General features: G+C 46.6%; 15 protein-coding genes and 1 tRNA gene. 12 read left to right on the top strand and 4 right to left on the bottom strand.

Annotated features, from left to right (window positions below; genetic code table 11):
- Window positions 1-13: 13 nt before the first annotated feature.
- Window positions 14-1933 carry a PAS domain-containing sensor histidine kinase gene (locus HB364_RS32255; RefSeq protein WP_167292575.1) on the bottom strand — a complete coding sequence of 640 codons (1920 nt, stop codon included), beginning with the start codon at window positions 1931-1933 and terminating at the stop codon, window positions 14-16.
- Window positions 1934-2381: 448 nt separating this feature from the next.
- On the opposite strand from HB364_RS32255, the gene HB364_RS32250 reads away from it, so the two are divergent.
- The gene (locus HB364_RS32250) at window positions 2382-2882 is read left to right on the top strand and encodes an RNA polymerase sigma factor (protein WP_208420176.1); all 501 of its coding nucleotides are present in this window, start codon (window positions 2382-2384) and stop codon (window positions 2880-2882) included.
- A gap of 7 nt (window positions 2883-2889) precedes the next feature.
- On the top strand, window positions 2890-3534 hold the full coding sequence (locus HB364_RS32245; protein WP_167292574.1) for a hypothetical protein: 645 nt from the start codon (window positions 2890-2892) through the stop codon (window positions 3532-3534).
- A gap of 14 nt (window positions 3535-3548) precedes the next feature.
- Here HB364_RS32245 and HB364_RS32240 read toward each other — a convergent pair whose 3' ends face one another.
- Window positions 3549-4193, bottom strand: a complete 645-nt coding sequence (locus HB364_RS32240; protein WP_167292573.1) for an NAD(P)H-dependent oxidoreductase — start codon at window positions 4191-4193, stop codon at window positions 3549-3551.
- A 505-nt stretch (window positions 4194-4698) separates the two neighbouring features.
- Between HB364_RS32240 and HB364_RS32235 the strand changes: the two genes are divergently transcribed.
- The 9 genes from HB364_RS32235 (at window position 4699) to HB364_RS32195 (ending at window position 16734) form a co-directional block, all read left to right on the top strand.
- The gene (locus HB364_RS32235; protein WP_167292572.1) at window positions 4699-5298 is read left to right on the top strand and encodes an RNA polymerase sigma factor; all 600 of its coding nucleotides are present in this window, start codon (window positions 4699-4701) and stop codon (window positions 5296-5298) included.
- A 101-nt stretch (window positions 5299-5399) separates the two neighbouring features.
- Window positions 5400-6602: a FecR family protein gene (locus HB364_RS33595; protein ID WP_167292571.1), complete on the top strand. Its 1203-nt coding sequence runs from the start codon at window positions 5400-5402 to the stop codon at window positions 6600-6602.
- Between the two features lie 161 nt (window positions 6603-6763).
- Window positions 6764-10171: a SusC/RagA family TonB-linked outer membrane protein gene (locus HB364_RS32225; RefSeq protein WP_167292570.1), complete on the top strand. Its 3408-nt coding sequence runs from the start codon at window positions 6764-6766 to the stop codon at window positions 10169-10171.
- Between the two features lie 32 nt (window positions 10172-10203).
- Window positions 10204-11883, top strand: a complete 1680-nt coding sequence (locus tag HB364_RS32220; protein ID WP_167292569.1) for a RagB/SusD family nutrient uptake outer membrane protein — start codon at window positions 10204-10206, stop codon at window positions 11881-11883.
- Window positions 11884-11993: 110 nt separating this feature from the next.
- Window positions 11994-13499, top strand: a complete 1506-nt coding sequence (locus HB364_RS32215) for an alpha-L-fucosidase (RefSeq protein ID WP_246228679.1) — start codon at window positions 11994-11996, stop codon at window positions 13497-13499.
- 114 nt (window positions 13500-13613) lie between these two features.
- A complete protein-coding gene (locus HB364_RS32210; protein WP_167292567.1) occupies window positions 13614-14093 on the top strand; it encodes a hypothetical protein in 480 nt (159 codons plus the stop codon).
- Between the two features lie 240 nt (window positions 14094-14333).
- Window positions 14334-14407 (top strand) — tRNA-Pro (locus HB364_RS32205).
- Window positions 14408-14633: 226 nt separating this feature from the next.
- Entirely contained in the window at window positions 14634-15299 is a 666-nt protein-coding gene (locus HB364_RS32200) for a Type 1 glutamine amidotransferase-like domain-containing protein (RefSeq protein ID WP_167292566.1), read from the top strand.
- 259 nt (window positions 15300-15558) lie between these two features.
- Entirely contained in the window at window positions 15559-16734 is a 1176-nt protein-coding gene (locus HB364_RS32195; RefSeq protein WP_167292565.1) for a TlpA disulfide reductase family protein, read from the top strand.
- A 40-nt stretch (window positions 16735-16774) separates the two neighbouring features.
- Here the strand turns inward: HB364_RS32195 and HB364_RS32190 are convergent, their stop codons facing one another.
- Entirely contained in the window at window positions 16775-17848 is a 1074-nt protein-coding gene (locus tag HB364_RS32190; RefSeq protein WP_167292564.1) for a serine hydrolase domain-containing protein, read from the bottom strand.
- A 121-nt stretch (window positions 17849-17969) separates the two neighbouring features.
- The gene (locus HB364_RS32185) at window positions 17970-22169 is read right to left on the bottom strand and encodes a gliding motility-associated C-terminal domain-containing protein (protein WP_167292563.1); all 4200 of its coding nucleotides are present in this window, start codon (window positions 22167-22169) and stop codon (window positions 17970-17972) included.
- A gap of 475 nt (window positions 22170-22644) precedes the next feature.
- Here HB364_RS32185 and HB364_RS32180 point away from each other — a divergent pair, with 475 nt between their 5' ends.
- The gene (locus HB364_RS32180; protein ID WP_167292562.1) at window positions 22645-22782 is read left to right on the top strand and encodes a hypothetical protein; all 138 of its coding nucleotides are present in this window, start codon (window positions 22645-22647) and stop codon (window positions 22780-22782) included.
- Window positions 22783-22811: the final 29 nt, after the last annotated feature.

Raw genomic sequence — 22811 nt, 5'->3', positions numbered from 1 at the left:
ATCAATTTAGGTATTAGTTCATAGAATCAGTGGGCAGGGAAAAGTAAAAAGTAGCCTCCTCATTGATCACTGCATCAGCCCATACTTTTCCGCCATGCTTGGAAATAATTTTTTCTACCAGGGCAAGCCCTACGCCGGTACCTTCAAACTCATCATAACTGTGTAACCGCTGAAATACCCGGAATAGTTTGTCCTTATATTTATTATCAAACCCTACGCCATTATCCTTTACGAAGAAAACGGTTTGCCCGTTTTCTGTAAAGCTTCCTATTTCTACCCGCGGATATTCTTTATTACCGGAATATTTGACCGCATTTGAAAGAAGATTGATCCATACCTGGCGAAGCGTATTAAAGTCGCCTTTTACAGAAGGCAAAGGCTGTATATTCCAGTCAACTGCCTTGCCGGGCCTTAGGGTTTCTATGATATCATGCACCATTTTGCCGGTATCAATATGGGTCTTTACAATATCCTGGCGGGTCATACGGGAAAAAGTGAGCAGGCCATCAATGAGGTGACCCATCTTTAAGGTATTGTCCTTAATAACGGACGTAATGCGCTTAGCTTCCTCATCGAGCTGCGAGCTATAGTCTTCTTCCAGCATCGTGGTAAAGCCAATAATACCGCGCAGGGGCGCCCGCAGGTCGTGCGACACAGAATAACTAAAGGCTTCCAGTTCCCTGTTAACGGCTTCCAGTTGGGTAGTGCGTTGCTCTACCCGGAGCTCCAGTTCTTCATTCAGTTTGTACAATTCTGCTTCTACTGCTTTCAGCTTTGTAATGTCGGTAGAAATACCAAACGTGGCATGTGGTTGACCAGTGGCGTCGGGCAATTTGCTTTTTACGGATATATAGGTGTGCATCCCATCTTCCTGGGGAACTATTTCTTCCTCTGTGAGCGGATGATCGGATACGGCAGCCTGTTCATCCACTTGCCGTAAGGCGCTGGCTACTTCCCGGGGGAAAAGATCATAATCGGTTTTGCCTATAATGTCCTCATTGGTGAGCTTAAAAATCTCGCGGAAACGGTGGTTTACCATCAGGTACCGTCCATCCAGCTTCTTTACATAAATGACGGCTTCTGAATTGTCAACAATCGCCATGAGCAATTGCTGGCTTTCGCGTAAAGCTTCCTCTGCCCTGATCCGGGCTGTTACGTCATTCGACAGGATCATGCGGGCGGTGATACCTTCAAAGTTTATATCATGGGCAATGATTTCCACATCAATGATGGTCCCGTCTTTCTTCCGGTGCTTCCATAGGCCCCGGTTGTATTGACCGGGATTGATAGAAGGAGGATGATGGGCCTGTTTGAAGACCTCCACTTCCTGTGGAGGGCGGATGTCGATGGCTGTCATAGACAGGAATTCCTGCCGGCTGTAACCATAATGGGCAATGGCTGCTTCATTTACATCCAGGAAGCGGAACGTGGCAATGTCAATAACCCACATGGGCATGGGATTGTTTTCAAACAGGTGGCGGTATTTTTGTTCGCTTTTATATAATTCATGCGTGCGCTCTGCCACCCGCTGCTCCAGGGCGGTATTTAATTGCATGACTTCCTGTTCAGCTTTTTTTTGCAGGGTGATATCCCGGATAAAGCCAATGAAAATATGTTTGCCATTAGAAAGGGAAGGCGCAATGCTTAGGGCCACATCAAATTCTCTTGCTGACTTGTTAATAGCCTGGATCTCGATGGTGCGCCCCAGTACTTTGGCTTCTCCTGTTTGCAAAAAGCGCTTCAGCCCTTCCCGGTGTGCTGCCCGGTAACGATGGGGTATAATGGTATCATTCAAGGGTTTTCCCATGACCTCCGGAGCCGTCCATCCGAAGAGTGCTTCTGCCCGTGGATTCCAGTTTACAATATTGCCTGCTTCATCAATGACAATAACAGCATCAGGTGCGGCATTAAAGAGGGTTTGTATCTGATCCATACTGTTTAATTAAAATCATCTGACTCCCTGGTATGGGTGCTGGTAAAAAGGGGTGGTGTTGTAACCCAACCTGCAAAAGGGGAGCCGGGGCATCAATGCCTTGGTGCTACTATCAGGAGAGAACTGTTAACCAATTGAAAGTTGCTATACATCAGAAAGATCATACGGAGCAGAAAAGCGGATACCCATGCTTTTCCAGGTATGACAAGGTATTTTGCAATTAAATATAAGGCTTAATTCAGTCTTATGGATAAAAAATATATTAAAAAGCTGGCATAGGTTAGCTTTTTGAACTGAAAATGGGTGCCGCAGTGACAATTTGGTAATCAATCAATTACCGGCAACCCATATCCTTTGGGGGAAGTATTTTTATAAAAAATAGGGGCGAAACTGTGATATTTTGATTGTCCGGGAGAATAATTAAGCAACAATTCTAAAACAGGTTGCATTGAAAAGAGATACAGAAGCCTTTCTGGCGGTCATAGCATCCAACAAAGGCATTATTTATAAGGTGGCCAATGCTTATTGCAAAAATGAGGAGAGCAGGAAGGACCTTATCCAGGAGATCATTATTCAGCTATGGCTGTCTTTTCATAAGTATGACGAAACGTATAAGCTGACAACCTGGATGTACAGGATTGCACTGAATGTGTCCATCTCATTTTACAGCAGGGAAAACCGCAGGCATGCGATCAATCACCCTTTACCCGATGATATTCTTTACCTGGATGATGGGAGTGTGGCCGCCGCCAGGGATGCCGACCTGGACCACCTGCACCGGTTTATCAGGGAGCTCCGGGAAATTGACCGGGCCATCATCATCCTGTACCTCGAAGGGAATAGCCAGCAGGAGATAGGTAAGATACTGGGATTAACGGCAACGAATGTTTCTACCAGGGTGGCCAGGATAAAACAACAATTACAACAAAAATTTTCAACCGTAAAATAGTATAGCCATGCAAGACACAGAAATGATGAATCTTTGGAAATTGTACGACAGGAAGCTGGAAGAAAACCTGTCGCTCAACAGGCAAAATGCCGCAGACATCACCCGGCTCAAGGTGCAGTCGTTTTTATCTTCCATGACACCCTGGAAGATCTTTACGGTAATCCTGGGCATTATATGGGTAGGCTTTATTGATGTATTGATCATTGGCCTGTTTTCCGTAGCCAGCCCCTTCTTCCTGGTTTCAGCCGCCGCCATCGCTTTGCTCAACAAACTGGCCATCGGTATTTACCTGTATCAGCTCATTCTCATCCACCAGGCAGATGTGAATGAGCCGATCCTGGCCACGCAGGAAAAGATCGCCCGTTTAAAATCGTCCACCTTATGGGTAGCGCGACTGCTTTTCCTGCAGTTGCCTTTCTGGACTACTTTTTACCTGACCGTCGCCACATTTAAACATGGGAATATTGCCCTGCTCATCCTGCAGGTACTGATCACCCTGGCATTCACCTTCCTGGCGGTATGGTTATTCCGCAATATCCGGTATGCCAACAGGGATAAAAAGTGGTTTCGCCTGATCTTCAGCGGAAGGGAGTGGGACCCGGTTTTGAAATCCATGGACCTGCTGGGCCAGGTGCAGGAGTATGCGCGGTAAAAATAACAGCCGCTTTACAGAAATTTTGGTGTGTTCATGTTCAATGGCCCCTGTTCCGGCCATGGCTGGTCCGGGACCTTCAGCCCGATATGTGGCCAGGAGATCCACGCTTCGCGCGGGAATGAAGTGGCTGTTACCAGGTTCTGCAAAACAATATGCAGGTCCTCCCGGCACCAGACGTCATCATTAGGATTGTCTTCCCGTCCTTTGGAAGCAGTAATGGCTTCCTGACCAACTCTCGATAACACTACGGTGGAGCAGGGCGGGCTCCAGCAACCCAGTCCGGAAAATATAGCATGTATCCTCGCTGCTACTTCTATACCGCCTACAGAATCCATGGTCACTGCGCAGGCAACAGGCTTGCCGAAGAAGGCCGGGGAATTTTCAAAAGCGGTAACTACTTCAATGAACCGCTGCAAGGAAGAGCTCCAGTTATTCCAGTACGCACCGGTAACGACCAGCAATCCATCATGATCGTTGATCATCTCATACACTTCCGGGATGGGAGGTTTGGGATCGGTGAGCGTAAAAATGGAAGCTGCGGTATGCAGGTTGGTGCGCAGGTAGCTGGCGGCCATTGTTGAAAGCGCCCAGCAGTTGCCTTCTGTGCCCCTGATGGAGCCATTAATGATGAGTATGCTTTTTTGTTCGCTTGCCATAGGGCTGCAAAATAAAAAGATTGGGTCACCCTGCCGTGTTTTCCGGAGCCTGGGCTTTCCTTTCAGGTATTACCATGTTGTCCCCATTCAGGCCTTCAAAATCCTAAACGCCTGATAATCTTATATTAGCTCGCCAGTAGTAAGTAGGATAATCCAGAGATACTCCACATATAAAGCAGAGATATTCCAGAGATATACCACCTCCTATAAATCTGGAATATCTCTGTATTATTTGAATAATAAGTATTTAATATATATAAAATAAATCTTAAATTAGGTACGGCTAAGGATGAGTGTACTAAGGGCTTAGGTGGAGTAATGCCTAAGTCTGGATTTGTTGTATGAATGCGGATGCTTGAAAAAACTGGCTGTGGAAACGATCAAGCTTTTAATCCCCGCTTGCTCAAATGTTTGCACATCTTTAAAAGAATAATAGAATAATCTGTAAAAAATAACGCAGTTTTGATTACCTGATTCCTTTTGTGGGGACACTTCAATAACTGCGATGAGGCCCGACTTGCTTTATGATGAAAATGCCTTGCTGCGTCAACTCAAAGCTGGCGACCCCGCCGCATTCACTGCCTTGTACCGCCACCACAGTGAATCCTTATACGCCGGCATCCTTCGATTGGTGAAAATCAGCCAGGTAGCCGAAGAAATGGTCCAGGAAATTTTTACCCGCATCTGGCATAAAAGACATGAATTGACCATCGAAACCAGCTTTGCCGCCTACCTGCACAAGGCAGGACAAAACCAGGTCATAGACTTCTACCGGAAACTACAGCGCGACAGGCGGCTATTCAACCATTTTAAAGCGATAGCCACGGAGAATTATTCCCACATTGAAGAGCAATTAACCTACAGCGAAAAAATCGTTGTATTGCAAAAAGCCCTCGATACATTGCCCCCGCAGCAAAAAAAGGTCTACCAGCTATGTAAAATGGAGGGGTTTTCTTACAAGGCAGCCGCCTCCGAACTGGGCATTTCTCCCTTTACGGTGAAAGAATACCTGACCAAGGCCCGGCACACACTCAAGTCATACTTTCAAAGTCACCCGGATGCCCTGCTGGTCCTGCTCCTGGCTGCCATGAGTGAGGCGCATTAATATGCTCCACGGTGTTATTTTTAAAGAAAGCTGAAAAAAAGTCAGCTTCATCCCCCCATTTTTCCCGGTTCTACGTCTTCCGGAAATAATACGTATGCATAGTGGAAAAGCAACAACCCGATTATCAGCGCCTGTTTGAAAAGCTGATCAATAACCAATGTTCTCCACAGGAAGTGGACCTGATAATGGCCTGGCTTAACGAGCAGGAGCAAAAAGAGGTGGTGGAGCGCCAGGTATTGGAGCAGTTGAGCCGTCAATATCCCACCGGCCAGATAGACGAGGCAGTAAAGGCCAGGCTGGAAAGTAGCCTGCAACACATCCTGGCTTCGGAAAAGAAGATTGCTCCACGGGCACAAGGTCGAAGAAGCTTTATGGCCAATGCGGGGCGCTTTGCGGCTGCCGCGGCAGTATTGCTGTTGTTCCTCGCAGCCGCCTGGATATTGATTGCCAGGCAGCAGGGGACGAAAAAAGAGGTCACCGTGGTGCCTGTCCCCCAGGATGTGCGGCCCGGGCAAAACAAGGCTGTATTAACCCTCAGTGATGGCAGGAAGATCCTCCTGGATAGTACCACAAAAGGGCAGTTAGTCCTGCAGGGTAGTACACAGGTAGATTACAAAAACGGACAGGTTACTTACCACGGCATTCAACAGCCAGGTCAAAGTGATATGGTATACAACACCCTGTCAACCGCAAAAGGCGAAACCTATTCACTCACCCTGGCAGATGGAAGCCGTGTTTGGCTCAATGCCGCTTCTTCCGTTCGCTTTCCCGTTGCCTTCACCGGCCGGGAAAGAAGAGTGGAAATTGCCGGCGAAGCCTTTTTTAAAGTAGCAAAAGACCGCGCCCGGCCATTTATTGCGTCGGTCAATGGCATGGATGTCCGGGCATTGGGTACCGAATTCAATATAAATGCTTACCCCGATGAGCCCGCCATTAAAACCACCCTGGTAGAAGGCGCTGTGAAAGTGACCACGCCCCAACGCTCACGTATTCTCGCTCCCGGTCAGCAATCATTATTCACCGGAGACGGCCACCTGGAAATGGATAAGCATATCAACATAGAGGAGGTCATCGCCTGGAAGGAAGGCGTCTTTCATTTTGAAAGTGCCGACCTGAAAGCCATCCTGCGGCAATTTGCCCGTTGGTACAACGTAGAGATCATTTATGAAGGCCCCGTGAAAAACCGGAAGTTTTTCGGGGTAGTGAACCGCAACAATACTTTAAAACAAGTGCTTGAAATGCTCAGGGATAATGAAATTATCTACAGCATAGAGGGCAGAAAACTCATTGTAAAAGCCGGATAAAAAAAGCTCCTGCTGTAACAGGAGCCTGGTCAGATAAATTAATAAAGGCGTCGAACCTTTTTATTAACAAACCTAAACAAGGCAAAAGTATGCAATTAACTGCTATTGTCTCCCGCCATAGCTGGTGGGGAAGACATTGTACCAAAAAACTGCTAAGGGTCATGAAATTGTCTGCAATCATTTTACTCGCCACTGTTTTACAGGTGGCCGCCAGGACCGAAGGCCAAACAGTAACCCTCCGCGTCAGAAATGAACCTGTAAAAAAAGTACTGTTACAAATACAAAAATCAACCGGCCTCGATCTACTCATAGATGAAGCCCTCCTGGAAAAAGCGGGCAGGGTAACCTTCCAGGTAGAGAACAGGCCTGTATTGGAAGTGTTGGAGCGCTGTTTTCAAAAAGAGCAGGTTACCTATGCTGTGATAAATGGCCGCATCGTGATAAAGCCGGTTGTAATCGATCTCCCACAGGCCGCAAAGACTTTTGCCAACAGCAAACCGCTACCACCCGTTATTATTGTGAAAGGTAAAATAGTGGATGAGCAAGGCAATCCCTTATCCGGCGCCTCCATAAAAATAAAAGGCTCCAATAAAGGAACTTCCTCCGATGACAATGGCAACTTTTTACTGGAAGTACCCGACCAGGAAGCTGTCCTCCTCATTTCCTTTGTTGGCTACCAAAGTATGGAAATGCCGACTTCCCAATCCGGTGAACTCAGGATAACCCTTAAAAGGGACGATGGCAAAGTAGAAGAAGTGGTAGTGGTTGGATACGGTACCCAAAAGAAAGTTAACCTCACCGGTGCTGTCGCTTCTGTAGATGGCGATGTGTTGAAAAGCAGGCCCATCGTAAACCTCGGACAAGGGTTACAGGGTTTCCTTCCCAACCTGAATATTACACTGGGCAATGGTTCGCCGGGTAGGGGAGCTACTTATAACATAAGGGGTACTACCTCCCTCAATGGTGGTGGCCCACTGGTGCTTGTTGATGGCGTACAGATGGATCCTAACCTCATCAATCCTGCCGACGTTGAAAATGTAACCGTATTAAAAGATGCAGCTTCAGCAGCCATCTACGGTGTCAGGGCAGCTTACGGCGTTATACTCATCACCACCAAAAATCCTAAGAGGAATGCGCCCCTGCGCATCAGCTATTCCACCTCCTATACCTTCACCAGGCCTACCCGCATGCCGGAATATGCCAACTCCCTGCAATATGCAGCTATGCACCGCGAGGCCGACTATACAGGAAGCATTTCAGGCGGAACCCGGGCGGGTGAAGCGGTTACCTTGGAGGATTCCACCAACATCGCAAAATTCTTTAACGATCCTGTCAACAACCTGCCTGTATATGTTGATCCCGGCAATCCCTCCAAATACCGGTATGTAGGCAACACCGATTGGATCAAAGAACTATATCCCGGATGGGCGCCCATGATGGACCATAACCTATCACTTTCAGGAGGCCAGGGCAAAACCGCCTATGTGGCTTCCCTGGGTTATTTTAACCAGAAGGGGCTGCTGAAGATCGGTAACGAAAAAGTAGAAAGGTATAATGCCGGTTTAAAATTAAATACAGAAGCAACGACATGGCTCGACCTGAACTTTAGAATGAGTCTCAACCGTACGCAAAGCAACAAACCCAACGTAGCCAGTCATGGCGGGTTATCCACTGGTTGGATATCCGGCGACCTTCGACCTACCATGCCCGTTTATCATCCCGATGGCCATTACTCCGGCCAGGGAAGTTATACCAATATGGTAGCGCTAGCCAATCTTAATGGGAGGATCAAAGAAGTGGCCAATGATCTCTGGCTTACCGGAGGTTTTGTAATAAGACCATTTAATCATGTAAGGGTGACCGCCGATTATACCTGGAATGGGTATAACCGCAACTATACCCAACACTACAAGGAGTACAAAGAATATGGTGTGAATGGTGTATTGCTGGGTACTTTCCCCTGGACAACGCCCAGCAGGGTTATAGAAGTCAATAACAATGATTACTACCAGGCCCTGAATGCGTATGCCGATTACGAAAACACTTTTGCACAACGGCATTATGTAAAAGCAACCGTAGGTTACAACCAGGAACTAAAGCAGTTTAAAAGCTATACTGCCTCTGCCAAAAACCTGATCGATCAAACCGTTCCGGCTATCAACCTCAATAGCGATAACCTGCCCACCGTTGGCGGAAGTGCCGGCGAATGGGCCTTGAACGGCACCTTCTTCAGGGTCAACTATGCCTATGATGGAAAATACCTGTTGGAAGTGAATGGCCGGTATGATGGTACCTCCCGTTTCCCAAGAGGAAAAAGATACACCTTCCTGCCCTCTGTTTCTGCCGGTTGGAGAATATCAAAAGAAAAATTCTTTGATCCCTTACTCGGTATAGTAGACGACCTGAAATTAAGGGCCTCCTGGGGCACGCTGGGCAACCAGGCCGGGGATGTATTGGGCAATTATCCGTACCTGGCCACCATGCCGGTGGGAACAGTAGCCCATGTATTTACCAACCAGTTGGGCGTATTTGTAGGTGTGCCCGGTTTGATCAGCCCCGATTTTAGCTGGGAAAAAGTAACTACCCAAAACTTTGGACTCGATGCCGCCTTCTTCAAAAACAGGTTGACGCTTGGCTTTGATTGGTACATAAGGGCCACAAAAGACATGATTGTGGGTGGTACGCCACTTCCGGCTGTATTGGGTACCACCTCACCCAACAGGAATGCAGCCGACCTGGAGACCAAAGGATGGGAACTGAGCCTTGGCTGGAAAGATGTGCTCAATAAAGACATTTCCTATGATGTTAACCTCGTTCTGTCCGATTACAAAGCAAGGATCACCAAATATGACCTGAATCCACAAAAAGTAATTGGTAGCCGCTACCCGGGTGAAAACATTGGAGAGATATGGGGCTTTGTGACGGATGGCTTTTTCCAGACCGATGCGGAAGCGGCGGCTGCCAATCAATCCAACCTGTGGAACGGTAAATGGCTGGCGGGTGATATCCGCTTTACCGACCTGAATAAGGATGGCAAAGTTGATTTTGGCAAATCAACAGTTGATTCTTCCGGCGACAGGAGGGTCATAGGCAACAATACCCCGCGGTACCAATTTGGCCTGAACCTCTCCGTTGCCTGGAAAGGAATTGACCTGACGCTTTTCATACAAGGATTATTAAAAAGAGACGTTGTGCTGAGTGGCAGTCCATTTTGGGGGTATACGGATGAGTGGTCCATTCCCTGGAAGCACCATGCCGACTCCTGGAGGCCTGACAATACCAATGCTTATTATCCGAGATTACGATTTGGTGGTGGTGGTAATTTCCAAACCCAAACCAAATACCTGCAAAATGCAGCTTATGCCCGGATGAAACAGATCACAGTAGGATATACCCTGCCTCGACAACTACTGGAAAAAGTAAAATTGAAATCTACCCGGGTATACTTCACGGCGCAAAACCTGTTTGAAATAACGAAGCTGCACAAGGCCTTTGACCCCGAGGTATTGAACGGACAGGATTACCCCTTGAACAGGGCGGTCTCTTTTGGCCTGCAGTTGGGCCTTTAACCAATACCATTATGCTTACAAATAATAAGATCATGCGAACTACTCTAATCTATATACAACTACTCCTGGTAGTAGTCATCCTTGTATCTTCCTGCAAAAAAGAAGACTTCCTCGACAGGTTCCCGCAAGATGCGATCAGTGAACCCACCTTCTTTAAAAATGAATCGGACCTCAAGCTCTATTGCAACCGTTATTACAGCCTGCTCACCACACAATCCTTCAGCCTGGACCAAAATTCCGATATTATGGTGCCCAGGAACATTGATCCCCTGCTCGGCGGCCAGGTCATTGTTCCTGCTTCGGGCGGCGGATGGACATGGACCAATGAAAGAGGGTTGAACTTCTTCCTGCAGCGCTACCAACGGGCGGCGGAAAACGATGCCGTGAAAAACAGGTATGCTGGTGAAATCCGCCTCTTCAGGGCTATCAGCTACTGGCAAAAAGTAAAACGTTTCGGTGATGTGCCCTGGATAAGCAAAGACCTGAACGACCAATCTCCCGAATTATACAACCCAAGAGACCCGCACAAAAAGGTGATGGATTCTGTACTGGCCGATCTTGATTTTGCCGTGGCCAATCTTCCTGAAACGGTTACCGGTGTGGATGCCGACCGCCTTCACAAATATGCCGCCCTCGCTATTAAATCAAGGATATGTCTCTGGGAAGGAACCTTCCGAAAATACCATGTCCTCGGTGATGAAACCAAATCCTTACGCGAAGCTGCCAACGCCGCCGAAGCGGTGATCACTTCCGGCAAATATGATATTTACACCACAGGTAATCCGGCAAGAGACTATTACAACCTCTTCATCGTGGAAGAGTTGAATAGCAACAAAGAAGCCATCATGCCCAGGCGGTATATCAAAGATGTTTTGATGCACAACATTACCAGGCAGGTGGGTGAATCCAACAACGGCTGGAGTAAAAGCTTTGCCAAGTCTTTTCTTTGCACCGATGGTCTGCCGGTTGCTGTAAGCCCCCTGTACAAAGGGGATGATTCATTGGATGCCGAAAGGACAAACCGGGACCCGCGCTTTACGCAGTTGATCGCTACCCGTGGTTTTACCTTCCAGGTAAGCCTGGCCGGCGTGAGAGATACCATTGCACTGCCCAGGATAGGCACCAATGTGACCACCACCGGCTACCAGATCATCAAAGGCCGCTCTGCCGACATCACACAATGGAATGCCAACCAGTCTACCTTAGACCTCTTTCTTTGTCGTTACGCTGAAGTGCTGCTCAACTATGCCGAAGCAAAAGCCGAACTGGGCGAATGCGATCAGGCAGTGCTGGACAACACCATCACCAAATTGCGTAGCAGGGTAGGCATGCCTGCTATGACCATTGCAGGCCTTACAAAAGATCCCGATTCCGACTTTCCCACACTGCCCGTATTGATTGATGAGATCAGGCGCGAAAGGAAAATTGAACTGGCGGGTGATGGCTTCCGCTTCGATGATCTCCTGCGCTGGAAAGCCGGGAAACTCATAGAGAACCCCGCTACTATTCTCGGTATGAAACTCCATCCCAATGTGAAAGCCCAATACCCGCCGGCGCAGGTGAATGGGATACCCCTCGATGCCAACAACTACATCAGGGTATATACCAATATCACCGCAAGGGTATGGAATGATAAATATTACTTATATCCTTTGCCCACCCAGGAACTGGCCTTAAATCCGAAGCTGGCGCCGCAAAATCCCAACTGGTAAACTACTTTTCCATAGGCAGTTAGCACAGGGTTTGAAACCCACAAAGGCCCCTTTAAGCAGGGGCCTTTTATTCCTTACCACGATAAAGCAACTTGAAATCTATCATGAATATGAATACGAAGATTCTCGCAGCAGTAGCCCTGCTATCGGTTCAGGCAGGTATAGCGCAACAAAAAAAGAACCACGTACTCATCCATCCCGGTGATACAGAAAAAGACATCATTGCCAAAGCCGCCAATATTGTTCCTTCACCCCGGCAGTTGCGCTGGCAGCAACTCGAATTGACCACCTTCTTTCATTTTGGGGTCAACACCTTCACGGATAGGGAATGGGGGAACGGAAAAGAAGATCCTCAGCTCTTTAATCCCACTGCGCTCGATGCTGCCCAATGGGTGAAAACAGTGAAAGCCGCCGGCTTCAAGCAGGTCATCATTACAGCCAAACACCATGATGGCTTTTGCCTGTGGCCTACCAATACAACCAGCCATTCCGTAAAAAGCAGTCCCTGGAAACAGGGTAGGGGTGATGTGGTGAAAGAAGTAGCCGAAGCCTGCAAAAAATACAAAGTGGGTTTTGGTGTTTACCTTTCTCCCTGGGACAGGAATGCTGCAAGCTATGGAACAGATGCTTACAATGATTTTTTTGTGGAACAACTGACCGAGTTGCTCACGCAATATGGACCAGTAGATGAGGTCTGGTTTGATGGCGCCAACGGTGAAGGCCCCAATGGTAAAAAGCAGGTATACGACTTCAACAGGTATTACGGCGTTATCCGCAAACTACAACCCGCGGCTACCATAGCCATCATGGGGCCTGATGTAAGATGGGTGGGCACCGAATCGGGGAAAGGACGTGAAATGGAATGGAGCGTGGTGCCTGCCGATGAAAACATGCTTCAGAAAATTGCCGATGAATCCCAACAAGAGGTGGCCTTTGCTCCCGCAGGCGATAAAACAGCACAGGATCTGGGCAGCCGCGAGAAGATCAGCACGGCCAAAGGCCTCGTATGGTACCCCGCCGAAACAGATGTTTCTATACGCCCCGGTTGGTTTTATCATGCCAAAGAAGATGATAAAGTAAAATCACCCCGCAGGCTCGTAGACATCTATTTCAGTTCTGTCGGCTACAACAGTGTATTACTGTTAAACATCCCGCCTGATAAAAGGGGCCTCCTGGCCGATCCTGACGTCAACAGCCTCGAGGGGTTCAGGCAACTCATTCAGCAAACTTTTGATCGCAACCTGGCCAAAGGCGCCACGATCAGTGCGCAAAATGGAGTGAACACAAAAGCCTTGCTCGATGGTAAATACAATACTTATTTTACCACCCGGTCCAATGATACTACTACCAGCATTGAATTGACTTTGCCCGCAGCAATTACCTGTAACATCCTGAGCCTTCAGGAAAACATTACCGTTGGTCAGCGTATAGAAAAATTCAGTGCTGAATACTTCGATGGCGCCCAGTGGAAGCCATTCACTGCAGGCACTACTGTAGGGTATAAGCGGCTTTTACGTTTTGATGCTATTACAACAAAGAAGATCCGGTTGAAAATCCTGTCATCCAGGCTTAATCCAGCCTTGTCCGAACTGGGGTTGTATAAGCTGGCGCAATAGATGATTTGCTATATAGCAATAGCCATTTATTAAGCAGGTGAGCATATATGTAAAACGATTCGTATTTTGTTGTTGGAATATTTGTCAACTAACAACAATCAAATAACGAAAGCTATGGGAATATCCATTAATCTTTACCGGGTTGGTAAGGCAGAAAAATTAGACGACTTAAAAGACCTGGAAACGCAAATTGCCAAGACTGCAGACACCAAAGTTGACTTGTATAAAATTGCAGGAGACCTGGCCGTCATTTTCTTAAATACAACAGATCCTTATGGCGATATAGATACGATACCTTACAGAATGCTTTATGGTGAACAAGCCCAAAAAAGTGTTAGCGTAGGAGGAATTGGTGGATTTCTTTCCAGTGCTGAAATTCCTGCAATAACAAAATGGATAAAGGATAACAAGATTGAAACGTTTGGTGGTTTTTCAAAAATATATGATAACTTATCAATAGAAGTAAAAAAAGAGTTAGAAGAAATGGGGACAGACGATAAAATTTCTTTATTTAATGGTTATGTAAGGCCGCTTGTAGTTTTATATTTTACGGCTCTTGAAAATCAAAATTCGGTAGTATTCATCGGACAATGAAGCTGTAGCTGGATTAGAGCCAGCGAGCCCAAAAGCGCGGGATTCCATGAGGAGAAAGGGCATAATTGACTGGTTGAGGAGGAATGGGCAGGCTAAATAGGGGGAATGGGTGCTAAAAATCAACATTTTTTGAACTAAAAGCGGTCTGATTTCGGGAAATATAATTTTTTGCTTTACATTTGCACCCCCATTCCTAACTACTTGCTGGTGAAGCCGGTAGTTGTGGTTTACAGGTCAGTTCGGGTGGTGGCGCAGCCCGGTAGCGCACTTGCATGGGGTGCAAGGGGTCGCTGGTTCGAATCCAGTCCACCCGACGAAAGAGACAAAGCCCTGGCGACAGCCAGGGCTTTGTTGTTTAACTCCCCCTTTAAGGATCGCCGAAGGCAATCCAGTCCACCCTACCCAATTGCGCAATTCCCCTATAATATGTCGCACTTGCCCCTTGTTCAATAGATATTATTATTCCATTTTCGCAATACTGACCTGCTGAAAATGTATCATGGGGCAAGCAGGGCAACGTTACAATCAAAGAAAGAAATTATGAAGCTTCTTCTCACTGCCGCCGGCATCAGCAACCCGAGCATCCACAGCGCGCTGGTTGACCTTCTGGGCAAACCAATTGCTGAAGCGAGCGCCCTTTTCGTACCCACCGCGATATATGCTATACCCGGTGGTGCCGACATAGCCCGAAGGATGATTCGCGGATCAATAGGTGATCCCTTCTGCGAAATGGGTTGGAAATCGTTGGGAGTGCTGGAGCTCACCGCACTGCCCAGCATCAAACAAGAACTTTGGGTTCCCATGCTCCAGGAAACTGACGCCTTGCTGGTTGGTGGGGGCGATTGCCAGTATCTGACCTACTGGATGCAGCAATCCGGACTGGCAGACCTCTTGCCGTCGCTGCTGCACAAGACGGTCTATGTGGGCTTGAGCGCAGGGAGTATGGTGATGACGCGCTTTGGAACGACCTACGGTAGTCATACGCTGCCAACTGAAAGCGATAAATCGCTGGGACTGCTTGATTTTGCAATTCATCCGCATCTGGATCATGAGTGGTTTCCGAAGAACTCCCTGACTAACCTGGAAAAGTTGGCCGCCACGATACCCGTGCCGTCCTATTTGATTGACGATCACACCGCCATCAAAGTGACCGACGGCACCGTGGAAGTCGTCTCTGAGGGACACTGGAAACTGTTTACCCCCTAATAGTCTTTAGCAAAAGCCTGCCCGATTGACATTGTCAATATGCATGGAGTTAAAAATTAAAAACCAACACTTAATAACGTACACTACCTGGTTATGGAAAGCTACCTTATTTGCATCTCCTTAGATCCAAATATTCATATATTAACTTCACACAATGCATATTGCTGCACGAATTTTCATGTTGCCTGATTTCCCTGCCTGTAAAATGATAAAAAAGGCTTTCCTGCCCATTGTTTTGTTTTGCTGTTTGGTTTGCTCCATGATAAAATGTTATCCCCAGGCGAATGGGGCTAACTCCCGTTTTCAGATTTTTGGCCAGCTGATCGGTAAGGATACCGGAATTGTTTTTATACGGTATTGGGATGCATTCAATGAATACCATGCCGATACCATCACGCTTGATCACGGCCGATTTACTTTTTCCGGCACTGTCAGGCGCGCCTGTGAAGCTTTCATCTGGACTAACCCGAAGAACCGGGATATGGATGACCAAAGCATCATCAGGTTTATACTTGAACCCGGCGTCATTCATATCTCGAAAATTGAAGGTGTAAAAAAGTCAACCATCAACGGCTCCCGCGCGCAGTACGAAAAGGAGCAATGGGATAGTGTCAAATCCTCGCTGATCGAAGCGCAAGACCAACGAAGGGAAACCGCCGCTTCCCTAAGGAAGCTTGAAAGACAAGCCGGCCAGCAGCTCTTTACAAATCGAATTGATTCCCTGTACCGGCAAATTGACTCTATCAGGGCAGTTTGCAAACAATTGGATATAGGTTATGCGGCGAAGCATCCCGAATCGTATTTGAGCGGATATCTTTTGTGGTACCAATGCAGAAATATGTCAGTCGATTCGGTGATGCTGTTGTATACGGCTTTAGCTGATACTGTGAAAAATAGTTGGTTAGGCTATATGGTATTGAAATACATATATCCTTTGACAGATGACCAGGCATTCAGGATGAAATACCCATTGGTCGACCAGGAGTTCAGTAAACGACTTACCGGTATCAGGTCAATACATGAATTCAAGCTGAAAGATATGAATGGGAAAATGGTAGATTTCACCACTTTCAGGGGTAAATACGTGTTGATAGATGTATGGGCGAGCTGGTGTAGTCCCTGTATTAAAAATATTCCTGCCTGGAATGAACTGTTAAAACAATATGACCCTAACGTTATTCAATTTGTTTCCGTGTCATTAGATCAGGATGCTGATGCCTGGAAGAAAGCTGTAAAGCAACACAACCCCGGCGGTTGTAAACTGATCGAACCTGCTGCTTTCACAAGCCTGTTTGCTGTGTATTGTAAGGTATTGTGGGCACCAACATACATTGTTGCCGACCCGGCAGGCCATATTGTAAACTATGACGCACCTCAACCGGTACAATCTGAATTGCGAAGTTTGCTGGACAACCTGATTAAAAAAGGGAACTGATAGCATTGAATGATTGGCCGGCTACCAAATATTTAAAAGTTTATTGCTTTCTTGCAGCAACCAATTTCTCTAAAAACTTTAGGTATACATCCGTTGAAGTTTGCCTGCCATAGTCATATTTTGTTTTGAATGCGACTACCATATCAAGTTTTGGTAAAACAGTTATAAATTGTCCATATGCACCTGTAGCAGAATATGCATTTTGATAAGCCCCTTTATTATAAGGTTCATCCCAAATCCACCATAAGTAACCATAACCAAAATGATAATAAGCTGTCTTTTCTTCAACCGCTTGCTTGCGGGTTGAAACAACAGCCGTTGTCTTTTTTATCCAGTCTGCCGGAATAATTTGCTCATCTTTCCACCGTCCGTTTCTCAACATCAAATAGCCGATCCTTGCCATGTCTCTCGTTGAAAACCAAATATGATAAGCTAAGTATTTTGATCTTGTTGTGTCGCCGGTTTTGCGTTGCTCATTTATATTCCAGTCCTGCATTTGTAAAGGTTTTGCAAACATGGAATCTATGAGTTGATAAATAGTTTTGCCTGTCCGTTGTTCCAAAATATAGCCTGCAACATTAAAATCCCAGTTGTTATATAGCCAAAAGCTACCTGGTTCAACACTTCCTCGTTTTGGCGCCATTGCTGATGCATCACCTTCATTGCTTGCGGCATGATAAACACCTGAACGGGCTGTAAGCAAGTTTTTTATAGTAGCCTTTTTTTCTTCTGGCAACAAACCTCCAACATCATCAATATGCAACTGTTCAATTGAGGCAGCAAGATCTATAGTCCCATCTTCCACAAAAGGTCCATATAACATCGATAATATGCTTTTTCTGCATGATGCTATATAGCTTGTTTCTTTGGTATCGCCATACTCAAAAAGAATTTTTCCTGATTGGATTACAACTACGCCCGTTGAGTTTGTGCTGTCAATAATAAATAACCTTAATTTATTCAAACTGTCATTGTTCCAACCATTTTTTGCTATGTTGGTTACTAACTGCCACGAACTGTCAGGGTAGGTATAGTTGTCATTAGAAGTCGTTTTTGTTTGTTGACCAAAAGAGAGGTAAGGAATAAATATTGTCAACATTAAAAGTCTTAGCATAAGCTTCCCAAAGATGTGGTTGTTTGTTAATTGAACCGCAGCAATTTACAAAATTCATTGACTTAATTGACCATTAATGATCCCTAATTCCATATCCCGTTATGGATGATTCAAATAACCATTATCGTACCAACATCACGGTTCCTTTTTCTTGTTGTATGGGAGCACCTTCAAATTGGTAGGTGCATCTCCATACGTAAGCGCCCGTATTTTGTGGCTGGCCGGCCAAATTCCCATCCCAACCGGCATTCCAATCGGAGCTTTGGAAGATTATCTGTCCCCACCTGTTAAAGATGAGAAGCTGGTATTTCACCACATTGCCCAGTAAGACGGGTTTGAAGGTGTCATTCTTCCTGTCGCTATTGGGCGAGAAGGCAGAGGGGGCAAAAAATCCCTGTAAACATTGCTTTGGCAGTACAAAGATGCTGTCGCGGCCGGTACAACCGGTTGCATCCTGTACCTCCAGCCAATAAGTACCTGGTTGCTGAACAGTGATGGAAGCAGAAACAGCATTGTTATTCCACCGGTAACTGGAGAATTTATGTAAGGGCTGAATATTTAATTTAGAAAAACTGCACAATACGGTATCGCCAGGCAAAAACGCAGTGGGCAATGGAATGATGCGGGTTATGGCGGTGGTATCGCTGGCCTTACAATTATTGCGATCTGTTACCTGCACCCAGTACACGCCCGCATCCTGCACCACCTGTTGGGAACCCGTACTTCCATCCTGCCACAAATACTGCGCAAATCCATTACCCGCATCCAATACGGCACTTTCACCCGAACACAATGCTGCATCCGGCGGTAAAGTAGCTGTGGGATTGGTATACACTGTCACACGTACGGTGTCATAGGATATACAACTATTAGTGGCGGTAGCAATCACCGAATAGGCGCCGCTACTGTTTACGGTAATAGATCCATCCATGCTACCGGTGCTCCATTGCTGCTGCTGAAAGCCGGTTCCCAGGCTGAACGTTGCGGCGCAGCCTGCACAAAAACTGGTGTCGTTGCCAATATGCAAAGGCAAAGGATGTTTGACCGTGATACGGATAGAGTCATAGCCAAAACAACCCGGCGTTTTCTCAACCACAACCCGGTACATGGTATCAACTTCAGGAGAAAGGGTTACTGCATTACTATTGGTGTTATCAATGTTGTAATCGGGTGTCCAGGTATAACGCAGGAAACCAGTTGGCGCCGCTACCTTCAGCTTGTTTTGCACACATAAACTGGTATCGTTACCAATATCGAACACAATGGGTGGGGCCGCTGACACAACGAGTGTATCACTCAATTTCACGCCACAGGCATCTGAAACAGTCACATAATATTTTCCGGGCGCAGTTACAGTATAATTGGTCACGGTAGAGCCGTCCTGCCAGGTATAATCTACAAAACCGGGGTTGGCTTTCAGCACTATCGAAGTGCCGGTGCACAGCACGGTATCATTACCCAACTCAAGGTTATTCGCTACAACAGATGCCTGCACCTCTACACTGTCTTTCACCAGGCGGCAACCTGAAAAAATACCGGCATAGATCTTTGAAATGCCGTTTCCTATGAATTGCACTTTCAATAAAGAATCACTGGTGGATATGGCTTTCACCATCCTGGTATTAAACTCCCAACTTACAGGCGCTGTACACGCCGCATTTCTTTTTACCCGGTATTCATAAACAGGTGCTGCACTACAAATGCTGGTGGGGCCTGTCAACTCAGGATCTAAACAAACGATAGGCGAGCTGCATACCAACCTGTTTTGCTGCAACGAATACGCTTCTTCCGAATACGGAAGCGTTATTAATGTAAGCGGCGAAGTAGTGGTATTAAAAGCAATCATTGTATTGTTGAAGGTAGTCGTCTCTTCCAGGTATCCATAGCTTTCCGTCATACAATTGCCCATGGTGCCGTCAAAAGCGTATTTTTTGAGGTACATATCAGCAGTGTAAGGATTGTTATAGAAAAAGTTACCCACCTCATACAAGCCGCCATCTGTAGCTTCGGCTACATTGTAAGGAGAGCCGGCGTCCATAGCGAATATGCGCTTGCTGTGCAGTAACTTGCCATTTGCATCCAGCCGGAGAAAAACATTGAATCCTCTATAAGGGCTTAGAGAATTATCATACATAAACCCACTCAATACCAATTCATTGTTTTTTGTAACCAGGGCAGTAGCCGAAATGGACTGATTATTATAAGAGAAAGAGGTAGTAGATAGCTGGTTGCCGTTCTTATCGAGAAACAGGATAGCCGTTACACTTCTGCCAGTGAGCTCAACATAACCCGACAATACCAATTTATCCTGCAGCAGCTGTAAGTTCCTATCCAACGCAATAGACTGTCCAGGTCCGGTGATCTTCCTGGCCCATACCAGGTTACCGCTGGCCTTTTCCATTTTGAACAGCATGGTACTGGCGGAATTGGGCATAGACATTGTACAATATAAATATTGGTCATCCTGGATCATACTGCCCGTTGTGCCTGTCATAAAACCGTTGCCAGGTTTGTAATCTTTCCTCCACAACAGGTTCCCGGTAGCATCCAGTTTGATAAGGGAAAGCTGTTCATTCCAGGTATCGGGATCGTTTTGGAATAACAGGTATATGTTGCCATCGGCATCTTCTACCAGGTCAAAAAAATCATTATAGTTGTCCAGCACAGGCCAGGCTTTATTCCAAAGCATATTGAGGTTATCGGTGAGTTTGCTGACCGTGAAATACCCTTTTCCGTTATAACCAGCGCTGCCCATTACCAGCAGGTTGCCATCTTTCATTTGAAATTGCTTTCCTAAATACGCGCCATCGCCCAGCAACACTTTTTTACGGTTCACCAATTTTCCCTTTGCATCAAATTTTACCATGATGGCATGTTGCGTACCTGGTGTATAGCCATCATCGCGCATGGAGCCGGTAACCATTACTTCGTTGTTGGCATTGACCGACAGATCAGACGCCAGATCAGCAAAATGTGTACTTCTAAAACCCCGGTAAAAAGTATATACACAGGTGTCTTCTATTGGTTTCGGCGGACAGGTGAGCTGCCGGCAGGTAAACTGCGTATCGATGAGCGCAGGTTGAAACGAATAGGCCGGCGTCATTACAGGGGGCACCAGGGCTGCCGCAGTATTCGATACCGATTGTGTTGGATAAGTAAAACCGATTATGCGGGTAACGGTAAACGCAGTGCCTCCGCACCCACCTGCCAAACCTGCTGTATCGGTTTTGATAAAGAGCGGTTTTGCACCGGCAGCATTACAGGCAACCAAAAATCCGCCATCTGCCATACGATCTATTGCCGAAGGCTGATAGCCGGCAAACCCGGTAAATTGCTTTGTAAATTCGATGGCGGCATTATAAGCTTCTTCCCCAATGCACTTAAGCATGTAAAGGTCATTGCTGCTGGTTGTGTTCATAAACGCAATCACATCTGCGCGGTCTGTCAGCACACTGGTGGCAGTTTCATCGAAAGTAATACCAGGCATTTGATAGGTTTCGAATAAACCAAGTGTTACAAAACCATTTACAGACGACATCTTGAACAACTGGTAGGGAGCGCCGTTAACAGCGTACACACCAATGATCCGCGGCCGCGAGTTGATCAATTGCATATCGTGAAATATGAAATCGGCATTGTCTGCCGTACCACCGAATTGCCTCGATTCCTTGATAGCGCCATTTGCCGCGTTGATGGTAAGTATACCGCCTACTTTCCGGCCAGCTTCTACACCCGTATAGGCCAGGAACCAATTAAAATAATCGTTCGGCCCAACTGTAATGCCAATCGTAGTACTTTGAGGCAACGCCTGCACTTTGTTCATCCACTTCAGGTTTCCGGCTTTATCAAACCGGCCGTATAGCATGGTAGCATCGTCTTCTGCCACCATCCCAATGTCTTCCGCCTCCCCTACAAATACGGCCACGCCTCTGTAATTAGTAGCCGTTTGCAGCAATTTCATCCATAACAGGTTGCCGTCGATATCGCTGAGGGCAATGAACGGTTGCTGAGCGGTGCCGCCAGGATCTTCGCTGGTGCCAGTTAGTACAATATTACCGTCGGGCATAAGGGCGATGCGGTGTATGCGTTCGTTTTTTGAGGGTGTGCCCAGCGTTTTCGACCAGATAACCTGCCCGTTGATGTCCAGTTGTTGCAGCAATGCATCCTGCTGACCGCCATTGACGGTGGTATAGCCGGCCTGAAAGCTGTAGCCCGTAGTGCTGCCAAGGATATCACTGATATGATTTTGCGAGGCTGCATTGCCCAACAGCATTTTAAAGGTATAGGTGGCGCAGTCGTTGATGGGAAAAGCGAAGGCCATTGTGCGGGCATTCGAAGGCTTGCTTTTGTAAAGCGGAACTTTTTTGGGTATTGGAGGAAGTTTGGTCGCCCTTATAGGCGGAGGCAAATGCTGATCCTGGGAAAAACCGGTCAGGCAAAGTATGGCTAGTATAAGGCTTAATACACAAGCACGCATGTTCTCGACGGGCATTACAGTTAGATGGTTTTTAGGTCTTTGATGCCAAAATAACACAATATGACATCATTTGCAACGAAAAAACTGCTCCCTGAACGTAGAGGCGGTGAGTTGGGCGCATTACAGGCCGCTTTTCAAATTCAGGTCCATATACTGATCATAGTTGTCTTCTGTGACCTCAGCATCAGCTGATTTCCAGACAGATAGCCTTTGATAAATGTATTGTCCCGTTTTGTCACGGGGCTTGTCCCGCTATGTCCCGCTCAAAAATGGCATACCCTTTTTCGTAAGTCTACTTTCACATCCTCAAAGAAATCGATTGAAAAAAAATCATATCGGTTACTGGATACTGGCAATAGGTATGCTGCTGTTGCTGTATTTGCTTGTTGAAAGCTGGCAACGCAGCAGGAAAATAGATGATGCATTAAAACAAACACCATTGGAATTGAAAAAATGAATGATATGAAGGGGCGCCCAAAATGTAGT

Origin of the sequence: Paraflavitalea devenefica, assembly GCF_011759375.1 — a bacterium.
GTDB lineage: Bacteria > Bacteroidota > Bacteroidia > Chitinophagales > Chitinophagaceae > Paraflavitalea > Paraflavitalea devenefica.
The sequence above is the reverse complement of the archived record's forward strand: the minus strand, read 5'-3'. Positions and strand labels throughout refer to the sequence as shown.